The organism is Devosia sp. P3_B2 (assembly GCF_056402875.1).
On sequence record NZ_JBFUGO010000021.1, the window covers coordinates 20,817 to 35,961 of the forward strand.

A 15,145-nucleotide genomic window follows, 5' to 3' on the forward strand; every position below is an offset into this window, starting at 1 on the left:
CCACGGCTATGAGCACGGAAACCTCCTTCGGCGTCCACTCCGAAGTCGGCCAGTTGCGCAAGGTGATGGTCTGCGCGCCGGGGCGGGCGCACCAGCGGCTCACCCCCAGCAACTGCGACCAGTTGCTGTTCGACGATGTGCTGTGGGTGGATGTGGCCAAGCGCGACCACTTCGATTTCATCACCAAGCTCAGGGATCGCGGCGTCGACGTGGTCGAGATGCACAATGCGCTGGCCGAGACGGTGGCCATTCCCGAGGCGAAGAAGTGGATCCTCGACAATCAGGTGGTGCCGAACCAGGTGGGCCTGGGGCTGGTGGACGAAGTGCGCTCCTACCTCGACGGGCTGTCCCACCGCGAGCTGGCGGAGACGCTGATCGGCGGGCTCTCGACCGAGGAGTTCCCGGACACGCATGGCGGGGAGACGATGGCACTGGTGCGCGATGCCGCGGGAGTCAACGAGTACCTGCTCCCGCCACTGCCCAACACGCTCTACACCCGCGACACTACCTGCTGGATCTATGGCGGGGTGACGCTCAATCCGCTGTACTGGCCGGCGCGGCACGAGGAGACGATCCTCACCGCCTCGATCTACAAGTTCCACTCCGATTTCGCCGGCAAGGTGAATGTCTGGTGGGGCGATCCGACCGAGGATTGGGGGCTCGCGACGCTCGAAGGCGGTGACGTGATGCCGATCGGCAAGGGCAACGTGCTCATCGGCATGAGCGAGCGCACCTCGCGCCAGGCGATAAGCCAGCTCGCAGCGAAGCTGTTCGAAAGGGGGGCGGCCCAGCGGGTGATCATCGCGGCGATGCCCAAGCTCCGCGCTGCGATGCACCTCGATACGGTGTTCACCTTCGCTGACCGCGACTGCGTGCTGATCTACCCCGATATCGTCAACCCGATCGAATGCTTCTCCTACCGGCCGGACGGCAAGGGCGGGCTCGAGCTCAGAAAGGACAAGGGGCTGATCGAAACTGTGTCCGAGGCATTGGGCATCAAGAAGATGCGCGTCGTTGAGACCGGCGGCAACGCCTACATGCGCGAGCGGACGCAATGGGATAGCGGCGCTAACCTCGTCTGCGCCTCGCCTGGCGTGGTGTTCGCCTATGACCGCAACACTTACACCAACACGCTCCTCAGGCGCGAAGGCATCGAGGTGATCACCATCTCGGGGGCCGAGCTTGGGCGCGGCCGCGGCGGCGGGCATTGCATGACCTGTCCGATCTCGCGCGACGCGGTCGACTTCTAGGCAGAAGAGACCGAGATGCAGAGCATTTCTCTCGAGCAAGCGTCGGAGGCCTATCGGGCAGCGATGCATCAGGCGGTGCGGAAATATGCGCTGGTCTACATCGCCGAGGGCATGCTGCTGATCATCGCCGGGCTATTGGCTGTGCTCTATCCGCTGTTCGCCGGGGCGGCCGTCGCCGTGCCGCTCGGCTGGCTGCTGATCTCGGCGGCCGTGCTGCAGGGGATCGCGCTGTTCGGCACGCGGCAGATGCCGCATTTCAGCATGCAGTTGCTTTCGATCGTCATCGCGCTGCTGGTCGGCTTCCTACTGCTGCGCAACCCGCAGCAGGCGCGGGAGGTGATCACGCTGCTGGTGATCGTGTTCCTGATGGTGCAGGGCGTCGCCCGGCTGACCTTCGGCCTCACCATCCGGCCGTTCGAGAACTGGCTGTGGGTGGTGCTCAGCGGGGTGCTCGGGGTCGCGCTGTCGCTGCTGCTCATCGCCGGCCTGCCGGAGCCGCCGGTCTGGGTCATCGCCCTGTTCGTCGGGCTCGAACTGATCGGGGAAGGGGGCGCCATCCTGGCACTCGCCTGGAAAGTGGTGGTGCCCGGGGGCGCCGAACCCTCAACGCCCTCCATGTGACCAATAGGAGATGCAGATGACCTCGAACTTCTGGGAATTCCTCTGGCTGATCGCGATCAGTTTCTTCCTTCTGTCCTACCTGATGGTGCTGGTGCGCATCGTCGTCGACCTGTTCCGCGACAACACCATGGGCGGCTTCGCCAAGGCGCTGTGGATCATCGCCCTGCTGGTGGTGCCGCTGCTGACGGCGCTGGTCTACATCATCGCGCGGGGTCGCGGCATGGCGCAGCGGCAGATCGCCGATGAGCAGCGGCTCAAGTCGCAGGCCGATGCCTATATCCGCGAGGTCGCCAATACCTCGCCGGCCGACCAGATCGCGCGGGCCCGGTCGCTGCTGCGCGAAGGCGCGATCACCGAGGCCGAGTTCGCCGAGCTCAAGGCGGCGGCGCTGGCGCACTGACTGTGGTCGACTCGACATCCGGCTCCGAAGCGGCGTCAGGGCCGCCCGGAGCGGAGCAGGACCCGATCCAGGCGACGCTTGCGGAGATGATCGCCAAGCTCCGCAAGGTGGCGGCGGAGCCGGATGCGCAGATCACCTGCGACGGGCTGATCGAGCTGATCGGCATCCACTCGCATGCCCTGGCGCTGCTGGTGTTCTCGCTGCTGAACCTCTTGCCCGCCCCGCCCGGCTACAACTTCGTCGTGTCGCTTGTGATCCTGGCCTTCGCCATCCTGATGCTGCTGCACAAGCCGATCTACCTGTGGCGCTGGTTCGGGGAACGGAAGCTGCCACTGAAGCCGCTGCTCAAACTGATGGACATCCTGGCGCGCATCGCAGATGGCTTGGGCAAGATCTCATCGCCGCGGCTGTTGGTGCTGTCGAGCCGGCCCGTTCTGCCGGTGCTCGGGCTGTTCAACGTGCTCATGGCGGTGGTGATGCTGCCGCCAATCCCGTTCTGCAACATGCTGCCGTCGCTGGCGGTGGCGATGATCAGCGCAGGCATCCTCAACCGCGACGGCTGGCTGATTCTCGGCGGCATCCTCGTCGGCATATTGGGGGTGATCGCCGTCATCATCGCCATCTGGGCGATCATCGTGGTGTTCTGGGCGATCGATACGGTGGTCTAGCGCGCCGGGATGGCAGCGATCGGCGCGGCGGGGCGCGGCCAGATCACGCCGCGAAAGTACGGTGTGTCGAGCCCTGGAAATGGGCTTCCATCGCGGCGATGGCGCCGGGGATATCGTGCTGTTCCAGGGCGGCGATGACGCGCATGTGCTCATCCACCGTATCGACGAGATAGCCGCGGAAACCTGGGCGGCGGTGGACGCGCTGCGCCATGCGGATATTCTCCTGCAGGCGCTCATGCGTGTCGAGGATGGCGCGGTTGCCGAGTGAGGCGACGATCTCGCGGTGCATGCGCATGTCGAGTTCGAGGAACGGTGTGTGCGCCGTCTCGAACGGGCTGCCGTCGGTCAGGCTGGTGCGGCACTTCTCGTGGTTGGCTCGCATCTCGGCCAGCCAGGCGTCCGAGACGGTGTCGCCAAAACTCTTCAGCGCAAAGATCTCGATCATGATGCGGAACTGGTAGTTCTCGCGGATGAACGCCACCTCCGGGTAGACGATCTTGATACCGGCGCGCGGCTTGATCTCGACGAGCCCGAATTCTTCCAGCAGCACCAGTGTTTCGCGCAGCGGTGACAGCGACAGGCCGAGCAGGTCGCAGAGCTCGGATTGGGTCACCACCATGCCGGCTTCGAGCGTGCCGTCATGCATCGCCTTGCGGAAGCGACGGTAACCTTCGTTGTCATTGCGGACGTCAGACATTTTCACCAGTGAATTGGTCGAGAAGTGTTTTCGCACTTTAGTATATCAACAGGCGATTTGGAAATCTCAGCAAAACGCCAGAGAACACAGGTTTCTGCGGAGCTCACGAGCGATCAGATGCGCGCCAAAGGACGGCATATCCTGCTCCTATGGCCCTCTGGTGCCTTGACTTGAGATATCATTGCCGCCAATTAATATCTCAACGGGAGGGGTCGCATGAAGCTGGTGATGGTGTCGGGCCGCTCGGTCGGGAGCTGCTAGGTGGCCGCGGTCGAGCTGAAGGATGTCCGGAAGTCGTTCGGGACGGTCGACGTCATCAAGGGCGTGGACCTGACGATCGACAGGGGTGAGTTCGTCGTCTTCGTCGGAGCTTCGGGCTCGGGCAAGTCGACGCTGCTGCGCATGATCGCCGGGCTCGAGACGGTGAGCGATGGCGACATCCTCATCGACGGCAAGGACGTGACCTTCGCCGAGCCGTCGGAGCGGGGCATCGCGATGGTGTTCCAGTCCTACGCGCTCTATCCGCACATGAACGTCTACGACAACATCGCCTTCAACCTGAAGCTGGCGCGCTTCGGCAAGGACGAGATCGACAAGCGGGTGAAGGAAGCGGCGCGCATCCTCAGGCTCAACGAGCTGCTCAGCCGTTCGCCGGCGCAGCTTTCGGGCGGGCAGCGGCAGCGTGTGGCCATCGGGCGCGCCATCGTGCGCAATCCCAAGGTGTTCCTGTTCGACGAGCCGCTTTCGAACCTCGATGCGGCGCTGCGGGTGCAGATGCGGCTCGAGATCGAGCGGCTGCACCGCGAACTCGGCACCACGATGATCTACGTGACTCACGATCAGGTCGAGGCCATGACGCTGGCCGACCGGATCGTGGCGCTCGATAATGGCCGCATTCAGCAGGTCGGGCCGCCGCTCGATCTCTATGCGCGGCCGAACAACCTGTTCGTCGCCGGCTTCATCGGCTCGCCGAAGATGAACCTGTTGCCAGCCAAGGTGCTGAGCACTGCAGGCGGCAAGGCAATGCTCCGGCTCGAGGCCAGCGCCGCGGCCAGGTTCGAGTTCGCTACCGGCAGCGCAGGCGCGGGCGATGCGGTCACCGTCGGGGTGCGTCCGGAAACGCTTGAAGTCGTCGCCGCGGGAGCCGCCGTTCCGGCCGGACTCACCGCGCTGCCCGCGAGGGTCGAGTCCGTCGAACGGCTCGGCAACATCACATACGCCTATCTCGATGGAGGAACGCCGGAGGTGATCACCGTGCAGGTGATGGGCCATTCCGACCTCGAGCCGGGGCAGGAGGTCCAGGTCGGGCTGCGGCCCGATCAGGTGCACGTCTTCGATGCGGCAGGCGCCGTCATGGCGTCGGCGGCCGGAAGATAAACTCGGCGAGAGGCCGGGACAAACAGGAGGAGAGACTATGCTTCGTACAAGGACCGCCGCGCTTGCCGGCGGCATCGCTATCGGCCTGATGGCCGGCGCGGCGATGGCCCAGGATGCGGTGACGCTGAACGTGTGGTCGGACACACCGCGCCTCACTATGTTCGATCTCTACGACAAGACCCACGACAACGTGACGCTCAATGTCACCACCGTCGCGCCGGCCGACCTGATCGCCAAGATCCAGCTCGCGCTGCAGGCGAAGAGCGAGATCCCCGACGTGATCTTCATGTCGGACATCGGCTACACGGCGCAGCTGTCGACCCGCCGCTCGAACTACCTGATGGACCTGACCGACAAGGTGCCGCAGGCGCTGCAGGACGAGTTCTATCCGAACGGCAACTCGCCGTGCCATGTGAACGGCAAGCTGCTGTGCATGCGCAACGACCTGGCGCACATGATCGTCTGGTACGACAAGCCGGCGATGGAAGCGCTCGGCAAGGCCGTGCCGACCACCTGGGAAGAGTTCCAGAAACTCGGCGAAGAACTGGCGCCGCAGGGCCTCAGCCTCGGCACCGGCGTTGAGAGCTACCCGCTCTATGCCATGCTGGTCTCCGATGGCTGCGACCTGGTGATGCCGGTCGAGGGCAAGGGAGATACGGTCAAGATCGACCTCACCACCGAGAAGTGCCTGAAGCCCGCCCGCATGGTTGACGCCATGCTGGCCAATGGCAGCCTGACCAAGGTCGGGCCATTCGAGCCCGATTTCGTCGCGCTCGCCAAGGGCGGCAAGATCCCGCTGATGATCGGGCCGACCTGGTTCGGCGAATACGTGATCAAGCCGACCTACGAGTGGCCGGCCGGTAAGCTCGCCGCTGCGGCTCCGCTGAAGTGGGACGACCAGACGCAACCGCTCACCTGGAGCTGGGGCGGTGGTACCTATGGCGGCTGGAAGGACACCGCACATCCGGCCGAGGTCGTCGATCTCGTGACCTGGATGGCAACCGACGTCGCCAACCAGACCGCGGCGGTAACGCTGCCGGGGCACCGGCCGTCGGCCGAGGCCTGGGGCGCCCGCCTTGCGAGCGATGCCTACTATGCCGATCCGAACGTCTTCCAGGTGGAAGCCGATGCGGCGGCGTTCAGCCACCCGGGCTATGTCAGCCTGCGCTTCACCGTGTCGGACGCCATCGCCAAGGTGGTGGTGCAGGGGCTGAGCAGCGGTGGCACGGTCGAGGGCGCCCTGCCGGCGCTGCAGACCGAGCTCACCAACCTCGCCAAGCTCAACGGCTACACCGTCGAGTAAGCAACAGCCTGGCTGGACGCGCTTTCGGGCGCGTCCGGCCGACCACTGCGGGGCATAAATGAGCGCGACAGCAATGGCGTCGGATGTGAGGGCGGCAGCGACTGACCGCGCCCGCAAGGAAAAGCAGAAGGCACGGCGCGACACGCGCATGTCGTACCTGCTGCTGGCGCCGTATATCATCCTGCTGTTCATGTTCGGGCTGTTCCCGATCGCCTATGCGTTCGGGCTGAGCTTCTTCGACACCATCGAAATGGTGTTCTGGGGGCTGACCAACTACCAGTTCGTGTTCGACGATTTCCGCGTGCCGGCGAGCGTCGTCAACGTCCTCACCTTCGTCGCCATCTGGGTGACGCTGACGGTGACCGGCGTCGCCGTGCTGTCGTTGATGCTGGACAGCATCAACAGGAAGACCGCCAACACGCTGCGGACGATTTATTTTCTTCCCGGCGCGGTGACCTCTTCGGCCATCGTGGTGCTGTGGCTGTTCGTGCTCGACCCCTCGGTCAGCCCGTTCCAGCCGGTGCTGCATGGGCTGGGCTGGGGGACGCGTGCCGATGTGATTTCAGGTATCGGGCTCGCCGGCGTGTTCGCCATCATGGCGTATTTCTCGGCTTCCGGTGGTTGGATCGTGGTGTTCGGCGGGGCGCTGTCGAGCCTTCCCACCGAGGTGATGGAAGCGGCGCGCATCGATGGGGCCAACCGGTTCCAGCTGGCGACGCGGATCAAGCTGCCGATGATCTGGCGCTCGCTGGTGCTGATGGGAATCCTGTCGCTGGCCGGCGGGTTGCAGCTGTTCGTCGAGCCGCAGTTGATGGGGCTCGCCGGCCCGCAATTCGCGCAGAATGACTGGTCGCTGAACCAGATGGCGTTCCAGTACGCGTTCCGGATGGGCGATTTCGGCGCCTCGGCGGCGCTCAGTACGCTGCTGGTCGGCTCGTCGATCGTCATCGCGCTGGTGATCGTCTTCGCCACCAAATTCTACAAGATCGATTGAGGGCACGATGAGCACCAGAACCGCACCGATGCGCCTCAACCTCGGCCGCTTCGTCGTATTCGCGACGCTGGCCTTTGCGGTGTGCTTCTACGGCATTCCGCTGCTCTGGCTGTTCATCGCGGGGACGCGGTCGGAGGCGTCGCTATTGACCGATCCGCCGTTTGCGCTCGGCACTTGGGAGGCGTTCAGCCGGACCTGGAACAATCTCACCACCTACAACAACTTCCAGATTCTCACCTGGGCCGGCAACTCGCTGATCTACTCGGTGGGCGGGGTGCTGCTGTCGCTGATCGCCTCGATCCCGGGTGGCTATGCGCTGGCGCAGTCGGAGTTTCCGGGCCGCAAGCTGATCCTGACGCTGACGCTGATCGCGATGATCACGCCGTCGACCGCAGTGGTGCTGCCGATCTTCCTCGAGATGAACCTCCTGGGGCTCAACAACACCTATGCCGGCCTGATCCTCGCAAGCGGATTCTTCCCGTTCGGCGTCTATCTCACCTATGTCTATTTCTCGACCTCGCTGCCCAAGGGCGTGATGGATTCTGCCCGGGTCGATGGCGCCAACCGGTTCCAGCTATTCACCCGCATCGCGCTGCCGCTGGCCCGGCCGATCATCGCGCTCGTGGCGTTCTTCAGCTTCCTCGCCATCTGGTCGAACTACTTCCTCGCCTTTGTGCTGCTCAGCGACGACAAGCTCTACAATTTGCCGGTGGGGCTGACGGCGCTGGTCTCTGGCTCCGGGGCGCTCAGCAACCTGCCGTCCAATGATGTGCCGATCAAGAAGCCGGAGGTGGTGCTCGCCGCCATCCTCGTGGTGCTGCCGGTGCTGCTGATTTTCATGGCCGCGCAGCGGTTCGTGCGCTCCGGCATGCTGTCGGGCGCGGAAAAGGGTTAGGCGCCCTCGCGGGCGGACTTGGCGAAGCCAAGCCCTGCCTAGAGCGGTCGCCAAAGATCTTACTTGTGGAGGATTGAATGAAGATCACGGGGTTCACGGCTTGGCTGGTCGAGCACGAGCCAGGGCCGAAATTCATCTGGCGCGACGGTATTCCCGGCTCGCACGGCGACATTCCCCGTGGCTCGAAACCGCACAAGGCGGTGATCCGGATGGAGACCGACAGCGGGCTCTACGGCGCCATCGAGATGAATCGCGGCGAGGCGGTCATCGACCTGGTGCGGCGGCGCTACCACGAGTTCATCGGCGAGAACCCGCTGCTGGCCGAGCGGATGTGGCGGCTGATCTGGGAGCTCGACCGCATCGAAGAGTTTCATATGCGGACGCTGGGCATGCTCGACATGCTGTGCTGGGACGTCAAATCGCAGCAGGCCAGGATGCCGATCTACCAGATGCTGGGCGGCGACGACCGGGTGGTGCCGGCCTATGCCTCGACGGTCACCTGGCCGACGATGGATGAGTACGAGCGCTACATCAAGATGAGCCGCGACGTCGGCTTCAAGGCGTTCAAGCTGCACGCCTGGGGCGGGCCGGTGAAGCGCGACATTGAGCTGTGCAAGAACCTCCGCAAGTGGGTCGGCCCGGATGCGGACCTGATGTTCGACGGTTCGGCCGGCTGGGACTATGTCAACGCGCTGGAGTTCGGCAAGGCGATCCAGGACCTCGGCTTCCTCTGGTACGAGGAGCCGATGCGCGAGTTCCACCTCGGCAGCTACACCAAGCTCTGCGAGAAGCTCGATATCCCGATCCTCGCCGCCGAAACCTCGGACGGCGTGCATGGCAACATGGCGACCTGGATCGAGAACAAGGCGCTCGACATGACGCGCGTCTCGACCTTCTACAAGGGCGGCTTTACCGGCTCGATGAAGGTGGCGCACCTCTCGGAAAGCCACGGCATGCGGGCCCAGGTACACGGCATGGGGCTCGAGAACGCGCAGATCTGCGCTGCCATCTCGAACAACGATTACTACGAGCAACTCGTCATGAACGAGGAGCAGATCAAGGGCCTCGACGAGCTCGGGCCGCTGGCGATCGTCGACGGCAACCTGACGGTCAGCGACGAGCCGGGCATCGGCTACCAGTTTGATTGGAAGCAACTCGATGCCACGGCCCTTACGAAGGTCGAGGTGACCGAGCGGTTGACGCCACCGGGCAGTCAGGTACCATGGCACTGATATATCAGATTATATAACTGAGCTATCATGAGGGAGGAATAGGATGACGACGAGTTTTGACCGACGTTCAGTACTTAAGATGGGCGGTGGCCTGTTGGCCGCCTCCGCGTTCCTGCCGAGCCACGCCCTCGCGCAGTCGACGGCAATCAATTACTGGCACACCTTTACCAGCCAGTCGGAAGCCGCCGGGCTGCAGGCGGTGCTCGACCTGTTCAAGGCCGCGCACCCCGACATCGCGGTAACGCCCGAGAACATCCCCAACCCCGAGTTCATGGCCAAGATCACCGCGGCCGTGGTCGGCGGCAGCCGCCCGAACGTGACGATGGTTTCGTCCGAGCGGTTCGAGGACCTGCTCGCGATGGGCGCGCTGATCGACATGACGGACCGCATCGCCGGTTGGGAGCGGCGCGGCGACTTCGACGACAAGCGCTTCGCCTCGATCACCAAGGACGGCAAGAGCTACGGTGTGCCCGGCTTCACGTTCGTCGACTGGGGTTACTATCGCAAGGACTGGTTCGATGAAGCGGGCCTCGCCCCGCCGACCACCTATAACGAATTCCGCGATGCGGCGATCAAGCTGACCGACGCGTCCAAGGGCCGCTATGGCTTTGGATTGCGCGGCGGACCGGGCGGGCAGAATTTCGTGGTCAACGTCATCGAAGCGTTCGGCTCGCCGGTGAAGCACGAGGACGGCTCGATCGGGCTCGACCGCGACATTGTCGTCAAGGCGCTCGACTGGTATTCGGGGCTCCTGGTCAAGGACAAGGCCGTGCCGCCGAGCGCAGCGAACGATGGCTTCCAGCAGATCATCTCCGGCTTCCAGACCGGGCAGACCGCGATGATCTGGCACCACACTGGCTCCTACCAGGACATCGCGTCCAAGCTGAAGCCCGGCGTCGAGTTCGGCACCTTCGCGATGCCGGCCGGCCCGGCCACCCGCGTGGCACGCCTCGCCTACGCCTACAACTGCATCACCAAGGAGGAGGGTGCGGATGCGGCGTGGGAGTGGATCAAGTTCTGGGGCGAGCCGGATGCCGCCGTCGCCTTCCTCGAAAAGACCGGCTACATGCCGGCCTCGACGGTGGCGGCGCAGGACCAGCGCATCGTCGGCAACCCGATGTACAAGGCCGCGGCGGATACGCTCGGCTTCGGCATTCCGCAGCCAAGCTTCCCGGGTGCGGCCGGCTGGGCACAGAACACCGTGCTGCCGGCACTGCAGCAGATCCTGATCGGCCAGGCGACGCCCGAGCAGGCTGCAGACCAGATCGTCGAAGGCCTGGCAGCGGCCATCGCCTGATGCTTCGGGATGTATCTGCTGCTGCTGCCGAGCGCGCTGCTGATCACGGCGATCGTCCTGTTCCCCACCGTTTACGGCTTCCAGCTCAGCTTTACCGAGATGCGGCTCAACCGGCCCGCCGGCAATGGCGCGTTCGTCGGGCTCAAGCATTACCAGCGGATGCTGGCCGACCCGATCTTCTGGCTTTCGCTGCGCAATACGGCGGTGTGGGTGACCTTCTCGATCGTCATCGAATTCGTGGTGGGCCTCGTCGCGGCGCTGGCGCTCAACCGCAACCTGCCGGGCGGCAAGGTGCTGGCGGTGCTGATCCTCGTGCCCTACTTCCTGCCCAACGTGGTGGCGGGCAACATGTGGGCGCTGATGCTCGACAGCCGTGTCGGCGTCATCAACGACATCCTCGTCACTATCGGCCTGCTGCACGAATACAAAGCGTGGTTCGCCGATCCCAACACCGCGATGGCAACGGCGATCTTCGTCGAGGCTTGGCACAGTTTCCCGTTCTTCACGCTGCTGATCATGGCGGGGCTCAAGGGCATCCCGACCGATCTCTACAAGGCGGCCGATATCGACGGGGCAGGGGCGTTCGCCCAACTGCGGCTGATCACGCTGCCGATGCTGCGCACCATCATTGCTGCGGCGGTGATCCTGCGCGTCATCGGCCTCGTCAACTCACCGGACTTGCTGCTGATCCTGACGCAGGGCGGGCCCGGACGGTCGACGCAGGTACTTTCGCTCTATGCGTTCCAGAACGCCTATTCGGATTTCAACTTCGGCTACGCGGGCGCGCTGTCGGTGGTGATGTTCGTCTTACTGATGCTGTTCGCCTGGGCCTATATCCGGCTCAGCAAGGTCAACCAGGACTAGCGCCATGGCCCAGACCCGCACCAGCTCCAACCTTACCTGGAACATCCTCAGCTACGCCGTGCTGACTGTCCTCGCGCTGCTCAGCATCGGCCCACTGCTGTGGATGCTGCTGACCTCGTTCAAGGTCGACGACGACATCGTCACCCGCACGATGGTGTATTTCCCCACCCGCTTCACGGTCGATAACTACGTGAAGCTCTGGAACCAGTCGGGCTATCCGGTCCTCGTGATCAACAGCCTCGTCACCACCACGCTGACGGTAGCGATCTGCCTGTTCACCGGGACCATCGCCTCATACGCCTTCTCGCGCTTCAACTTCCCGGGCCGCACGCCGCTGATGCTGGGCTACCTCATCGTCCGCATGTTCCCCGCGGTGCTGATGATCATCCCGCTGTTCATCGTGATGCGAAATCTCGGGTTGTTCGACACCAGCCTCGGCCTCGCCGTCGCCTATACGAGCTTCCTGCTGCCGCTGTTCGTCTGGATGCTGAAGGGCTTCTTCGACGCGGCGCCCAAGGAGCTCGAGAGCGCGGCGCGCATCGACGGCTCGACCCGCATCGGGGCGATGTTCCGCATCGTCATCCCGATCGCCCGCAACGGACTGGTCGCCACCTGCGTGTTCGTCGCCATCGCGGCGTGGAACGAGTACCTGTTCGCGCTGATGCTGACTTCGAGCACCGGCTCGCGCACTTGGCCGGTCGGGTTGCAATTGATGGTCGGCGAGTTCCAGCTGCCCTGGGGCATGCTCGCTGCCGGCGGCATCATTTCCATCTTGCCGGTGATCGTTCTCTTCGCGCTGGTGCAACGCGTCATGGTCGCCGGCATCACCGCCGGCGCAGTCAAGGGTTAGCGGCAATGGCCACGTTATCGATCAAGGGCGTCCGCAAGAGCTTTGGCGCAGTCGACGTGCTCGAAAATATCGACATCGACCTCGAGGATGGTGGCTTTCTCGTGCTGCTCGGACCATCGGGTTGTGGCAAGTCCACGCTGCTGTCGATCATCGCCGGGCTGGAGCCGAGTTCGGGTGGCGACATCATTATCGGCGAGCGCAACGTCAACGACGTGCACCCCAAGGATCGCAACATCGCCATGGTGTTCCAGTCCTACGCGCTCTACCCGACGATGCCGGTGCGCCGGAACATCGGCTTTGGCCTCGAGATGCGGAAGGTGCCGACCGCCGAGCGGGATGCGGCGGTGCAGCGTGCCGCCGAGTTGCTGCAGATCGAACACCTGCTCGACCGGAAGCCCGGCCAGCTGTCCGGCGGGCAGCGGCAGCGCGTCGCCATGGGCCGCGCCATCGTCCGCAACCCGGAGCTGTTCCTGTTTGACGAGCCGCTGAGCAATCTCGATGCAAAGCTGCGGGTCGAGATGCGGACCGAGATCAAGCGGCTGCATGACCGGCTGGGGACCACTACGGTTTACGTCACGCACGACCAGGTCGAGGCGCTGACGCTTGGCACCAAGGTGGCGGTGATGAAGGGTGGGGTGATCCAGCAGCTCGCGGACCCCGAGACAATCTACGACCGGCCGGCCAACATGTTCGTCGCCGGGTTTATTGGCTCGCCGACGATGAACTTTCTGACGGGCACGCTGGAGCAGGGCGAGGGTGGGTTGGTGCTGGGCCACGCCGCTGGCACGCTGGCGCTGGCCGGGCTGCAGCAGGACGTGGCGGCGTTCGTCGGGCGCGAGGTGACGGCCGGCATCCGGCCGGAGACGCTGAGCGCTGGGCAGGGCGCCGCGACGCTCGAGGGTATCGTCGATGTGGTTGAGCCCACCGGGCCGGACACGATGGTGATCGCCAGCGTCGGCGGGCAGCTGCTCACGGCGCGGCTCGGACCCAAGGACCGGCCGAAACCGGGTGAGACGCTGACGCTCAGCGTCGATACGGCGGCGATCAACCTCTTCGATCCTGTATCGGGCAACCGAATCTAGAGGCCACTGCGCTGTTGCCGCCCCCTCCACCGGCTTCGCCGGTCCCCCTCCCCCGCCACGCGGGGAGGATCAGCTGGCCCGGCGCTGTGCCAGGTAAATGTGGTCGCACGCCAGCACGGTTTCGCCGCGCTGGTTCAGCACGCGGACCTGCTCGGTGATGCGGCCGTGTTGCGGACGCTTGGGATCGGGGTCGAGCGCGGTGATGGTGAGTTCGGTGTGGATGGTATCGCCGATAAACACCGGCTTCGGAAACCGCAACCGCTCGAAGCCGTAGGTGAAGGCGAGGGGGTTGATCTCGGTGGCGGTGAGGCCGATGCCGATGGCGAAGGTCATGGTGCCGTGGGCGATGCGCTGGCCGAACTCCGAGCCCTTCATGAACTCGGCGTCCATGTGGTGCGGGAAGAAATCGCCGGTGTGGCCGGCGTGGACGACGAAATCGGTCTCGGTGATGGTGCGGCCGGAGGTTTTGCGGACCTCGCCGATGGCGTAGTCCTCGAAGTGGCGCGGGCGCTCCATCAGAAACTCTCCCGGAACATGCGGTTCAGGTCGGCGACGATCGCCGCCGGCGCCTCGCGGCCGATGAGGCCGGCGTTGAGGCGTTTGCTGGCGGCATCCTGGAAGGCCATGTAGCCGGTGTGGCGCGGGCGGACATAGGCGGCTTCGAGGGTTTTGCGGGTTTTGCGGTAGAAGTTGCCTGTGGCGGCGTTGACGGCGTCATCCTCCCAGGCGGTGGCGTGGCCGGGTTGGCCGCCGGAGCTGGCATAGAGGCTGGCCTGTACTGGGCCTGAGGCGACCCAATAGGCGTAGTCGATGGCGGCGTCACGGCTCTGCGAGAAGGCGGAGACGGCGATACCGGTGCCGCCGAGGGCGGAGCCCGCGGCGTTGGGCAGCGGGATATCGGCGAAGGTCAGCGTGCGTTGGCGGAAGCCGGGGACGGCGTAGCTGACATAGCCGTAGCCGAGCGGCATCAGGGCGACTTTCGCATCGGGGCGGGCCATGGCCTCGGACGCGGCGATAGGGTCCATGGCGAAGTTCGAGGGCTCGAGGTGAAGGGCTACTTCGGCCAGCATCTCGATGGTCCGGATGCCTGCCGTCTGGTCGACCAGCTTGCCCTGCTCGACCGAGCAGGGGTGGCCGAGATTGGCGGTGAGGGTGAAGAAGCTCATCATCGAATGCGGCGGCAGCAGTGGGAAGACCACGTGGCCGGCCTTAGCCAGTGCGACGACGTCGTCCCAGCTCTTGGGCGCGTCGATCAGGTCGGCACGATAGGCCATGACCTGGGTGGCGGCGTCGATCGGGAAGGCCCACTGATGGCCGGCATACTCGTAGCTCGGGTAGGAACGGCCGACCGAGCCCTTGGCCAACGCCTCGCGCTCTGCCTCGCGGCCGGGCACGTCGAGCGGGGCGAGGCAGTTTTCGGCGACGACCTGGCCGACATGCGGGTGGTCGATGACGATCATGTCGTATCGCCGCGCCAGTTCCTCCACCGGAAAGGACTCGAAATCCTGGAGGCTCCGCTTGTCCCATTCGATGGCGACACCGGTCTTTTCGGCCCAGGCCTTCGCCGTCGCGACCATCGGGTCGTAGCCGCGCGGGTGGTTCCAGGTCATGCCCT

Annotated in this window: 16 protein-coding genes; 13 read left to right on the plus strand and 3 right to left on the minus strand. The window is 64.7% G+C overall.

The features are described from left to right. Positions 1–8: 8 nt before the first annotated feature. The 4 genes from AC1DV8_RS22340 to AC1DV8_RS22355 are packed head-to-tail and all read left to right on the plus strand — an operon-like array spanning position 9 to position 2,939. Positions 9–1,250, plus strand: a complete 1,242-nt coding sequence (locus tag AC1DV8_RS22340; RefSeq protein WP_477158975.1) for an arginine deiminase — start codon at positions 9–11, stop codon at positions 1,248–1,250. Positions 1,251–1,265: 15 nt separating this feature from the next. After that, positions 1,266–1,871 carry an HdeD family acid-resistance protein gene (locus AC1DV8_RS22345; RefSeq protein ID WP_477158976.1) on the plus strand — a complete coding sequence of 202 codons (606 nt, stop codon included), beginning with the start codon at positions 1,266–1,268 and terminating at the stop codon, positions 1,869–1,871. 16 nt (positions 1,872–1,887) lie between these two features. Further along, on the plus strand, positions 1,888–2,271 hold the full coding sequence (locus AC1DV8_RS22350; protein ID WP_477150035.1) for an SHOCT domain-containing protein: 384 nt from the start codon (positions 1,888–1,890) through the stop codon (positions 2,269–2,271). Positions 2,272–2,273: 2 nt separating this feature from the next. Next, positions 2,274–2,939, plus strand: coding sequence for an exopolysaccharide biosynthesis protein (locus tag AC1DV8_RS22355; RefSeq protein WP_477150034.1), 666 nt, complete (start codon positions 2,274–2,276; stop codon positions 2,937–2,939). A gap of 43 nt (positions 2,940–2,982) precedes the next feature. Here the strand turns inward: AC1DV8_RS22355 and AC1DV8_RS22360 are convergent, their stop codons facing one another. Then, a complete protein-coding gene (locus tag AC1DV8_RS22360; RefSeq protein WP_477150033.1) occupies positions 2,983–3,636 on the minus strand; it encodes a GntR family transcriptional regulator in 654 nt (217 codons plus the stop codon). 261 nt (positions 3,637–3,897) lie between these two features. On the opposite strand from AC1DV8_RS22360, the gene AC1DV8_RS22365 reads away from it, so the two are divergent. From AC1DV8_RS22365 to AC1DV8_RS22405, 9 genes are all read left to right on the plus strand, one after another. Beyond that, positions 3,898–5,013, plus strand: coding sequence for an ABC transporter ATP-binding protein (locus tag AC1DV8_RS22365; RefSeq protein WP_477158977.1), 1,116 nt, complete (start codon positions 3,898–3,900; stop codon positions 5,011–5,013). A 37-nt stretch (positions 5,014–5,050) separates the two neighbouring features. Further along, positions 5,051–6,316 carry an ABC transporter substrate-binding protein gene (locus AC1DV8_RS22370; protein WP_477158978.1) on the plus strand — a complete coding sequence of 422 codons (1,266 nt, stop codon included), beginning with the start codon at positions 5,051–5,053 and terminating at the stop codon, positions 6,314–6,316. Positions 6,317–6,374: 58 nt separating this feature from the next. Beyond that, complete coding sequence (locus AC1DV8_RS22375) at positions 6,375–7,310, plus strand: carbohydrate ABC transporter permease (protein ID WP_477158979.1); 936 nt, start codon at positions 6,375–6,377, stop codon at positions 7,308–7,310. Between the two features lie 7 nt (positions 7,311–7,317). Continuing rightward, positions 7,318–8,205, plus strand: coding sequence for a carbohydrate ABC transporter permease (locus tag AC1DV8_RS22380; protein ID WP_477158980.1), 888 nt, complete (start codon positions 7,318–7,320; stop codon positions 8,203–8,205). Positions 8,206–8,282: 77 nt separating this feature from the next. Further along, entirely contained in the window at positions 8,283–9,437 is a 1,155-nt protein-coding gene (locus tag AC1DV8_RS22385; RefSeq protein WP_477158981.1) for an enolase C-terminal domain-like protein, read from the plus strand. 43 nt (positions 9,438–9,480) lie between these two features. Then, positions 9,481–10,734 carry an extracellular solute-binding protein gene (locus AC1DV8_RS22390; protein ID WP_477158982.1) on the plus strand — a complete coding sequence of 418 codons (1,254 nt, stop codon included), beginning with the start codon at positions 9,481–9,483 and terminating at the stop codon, positions 10,732–10,734. A 9-nt stretch (positions 10,735–10,743) separates the two neighbouring features. Continuing rightward, the gene (locus AC1DV8_RS22395; RefSeq protein WP_477158983.1) at positions 10,744–11,598 is read left to right on the plus strand and encodes a carbohydrate ABC transporter permease; all 855 of its coding nucleotides are present in this window, start codon (positions 10,744–10,746) and stop codon (positions 11,596–11,598) included. Positions 11,599–11,602: 4 nt separating this feature from the next. Continuing rightward, the gene (locus tag AC1DV8_RS22400; protein WP_477158984.1) at positions 11,603–12,448 is read left to right on the plus strand and encodes a carbohydrate ABC transporter permease; all 846 of its coding nucleotides are present in this window, start codon (positions 11,603–11,605) and stop codon (positions 12,446–12,448) included. Positions 12,449–12,453: 5 nt separating this feature from the next. Continuing rightward, positions 12,454–13,530: an ABC transporter ATP-binding protein gene (locus AC1DV8_RS22405; protein WP_477158985.1), complete on the plus strand. Its 1,077-nt coding sequence runs from the start codon at positions 12,454–12,456 to the stop codon at positions 13,528–13,530. Positions 13,531–13,599: 69 nt separating this feature from the next. Here the strand turns inward: AC1DV8_RS22405 and AC1DV8_RS22410 are convergent, their stop codons facing one another. Both AC1DV8_RS22410 and AC1DV8_RS22415 read right to left on the minus strand, forming a co-directional pair. Next, a complete protein-coding gene (locus tag AC1DV8_RS22410) occupies positions 13,600–14,046 on the minus strand; it encodes a MaoC/PaaZ C-terminal domain-containing protein (RefSeq protein ID WP_477158986.1) in 447 nt (148 codons plus the stop codon). Beyond that, positions 14,046–15,140 carry an extracellular solute-binding protein gene (locus AC1DV8_RS22415; protein ID WP_477159004.1) on the minus strand — a complete coding sequence of 365 codons (1,095 nt, stop codon included), beginning with the start codon at positions 15,138–15,140 and terminating at the stop codon, positions 14,046–14,048. The genes AC1DV8_RS22410 and AC1DV8_RS22415 overlap by 1 nt, the downstream gene beginning before the upstream one ends. Between the last annotated feature and the right edge of the window lie 5 nt (positions 15,141–15,145).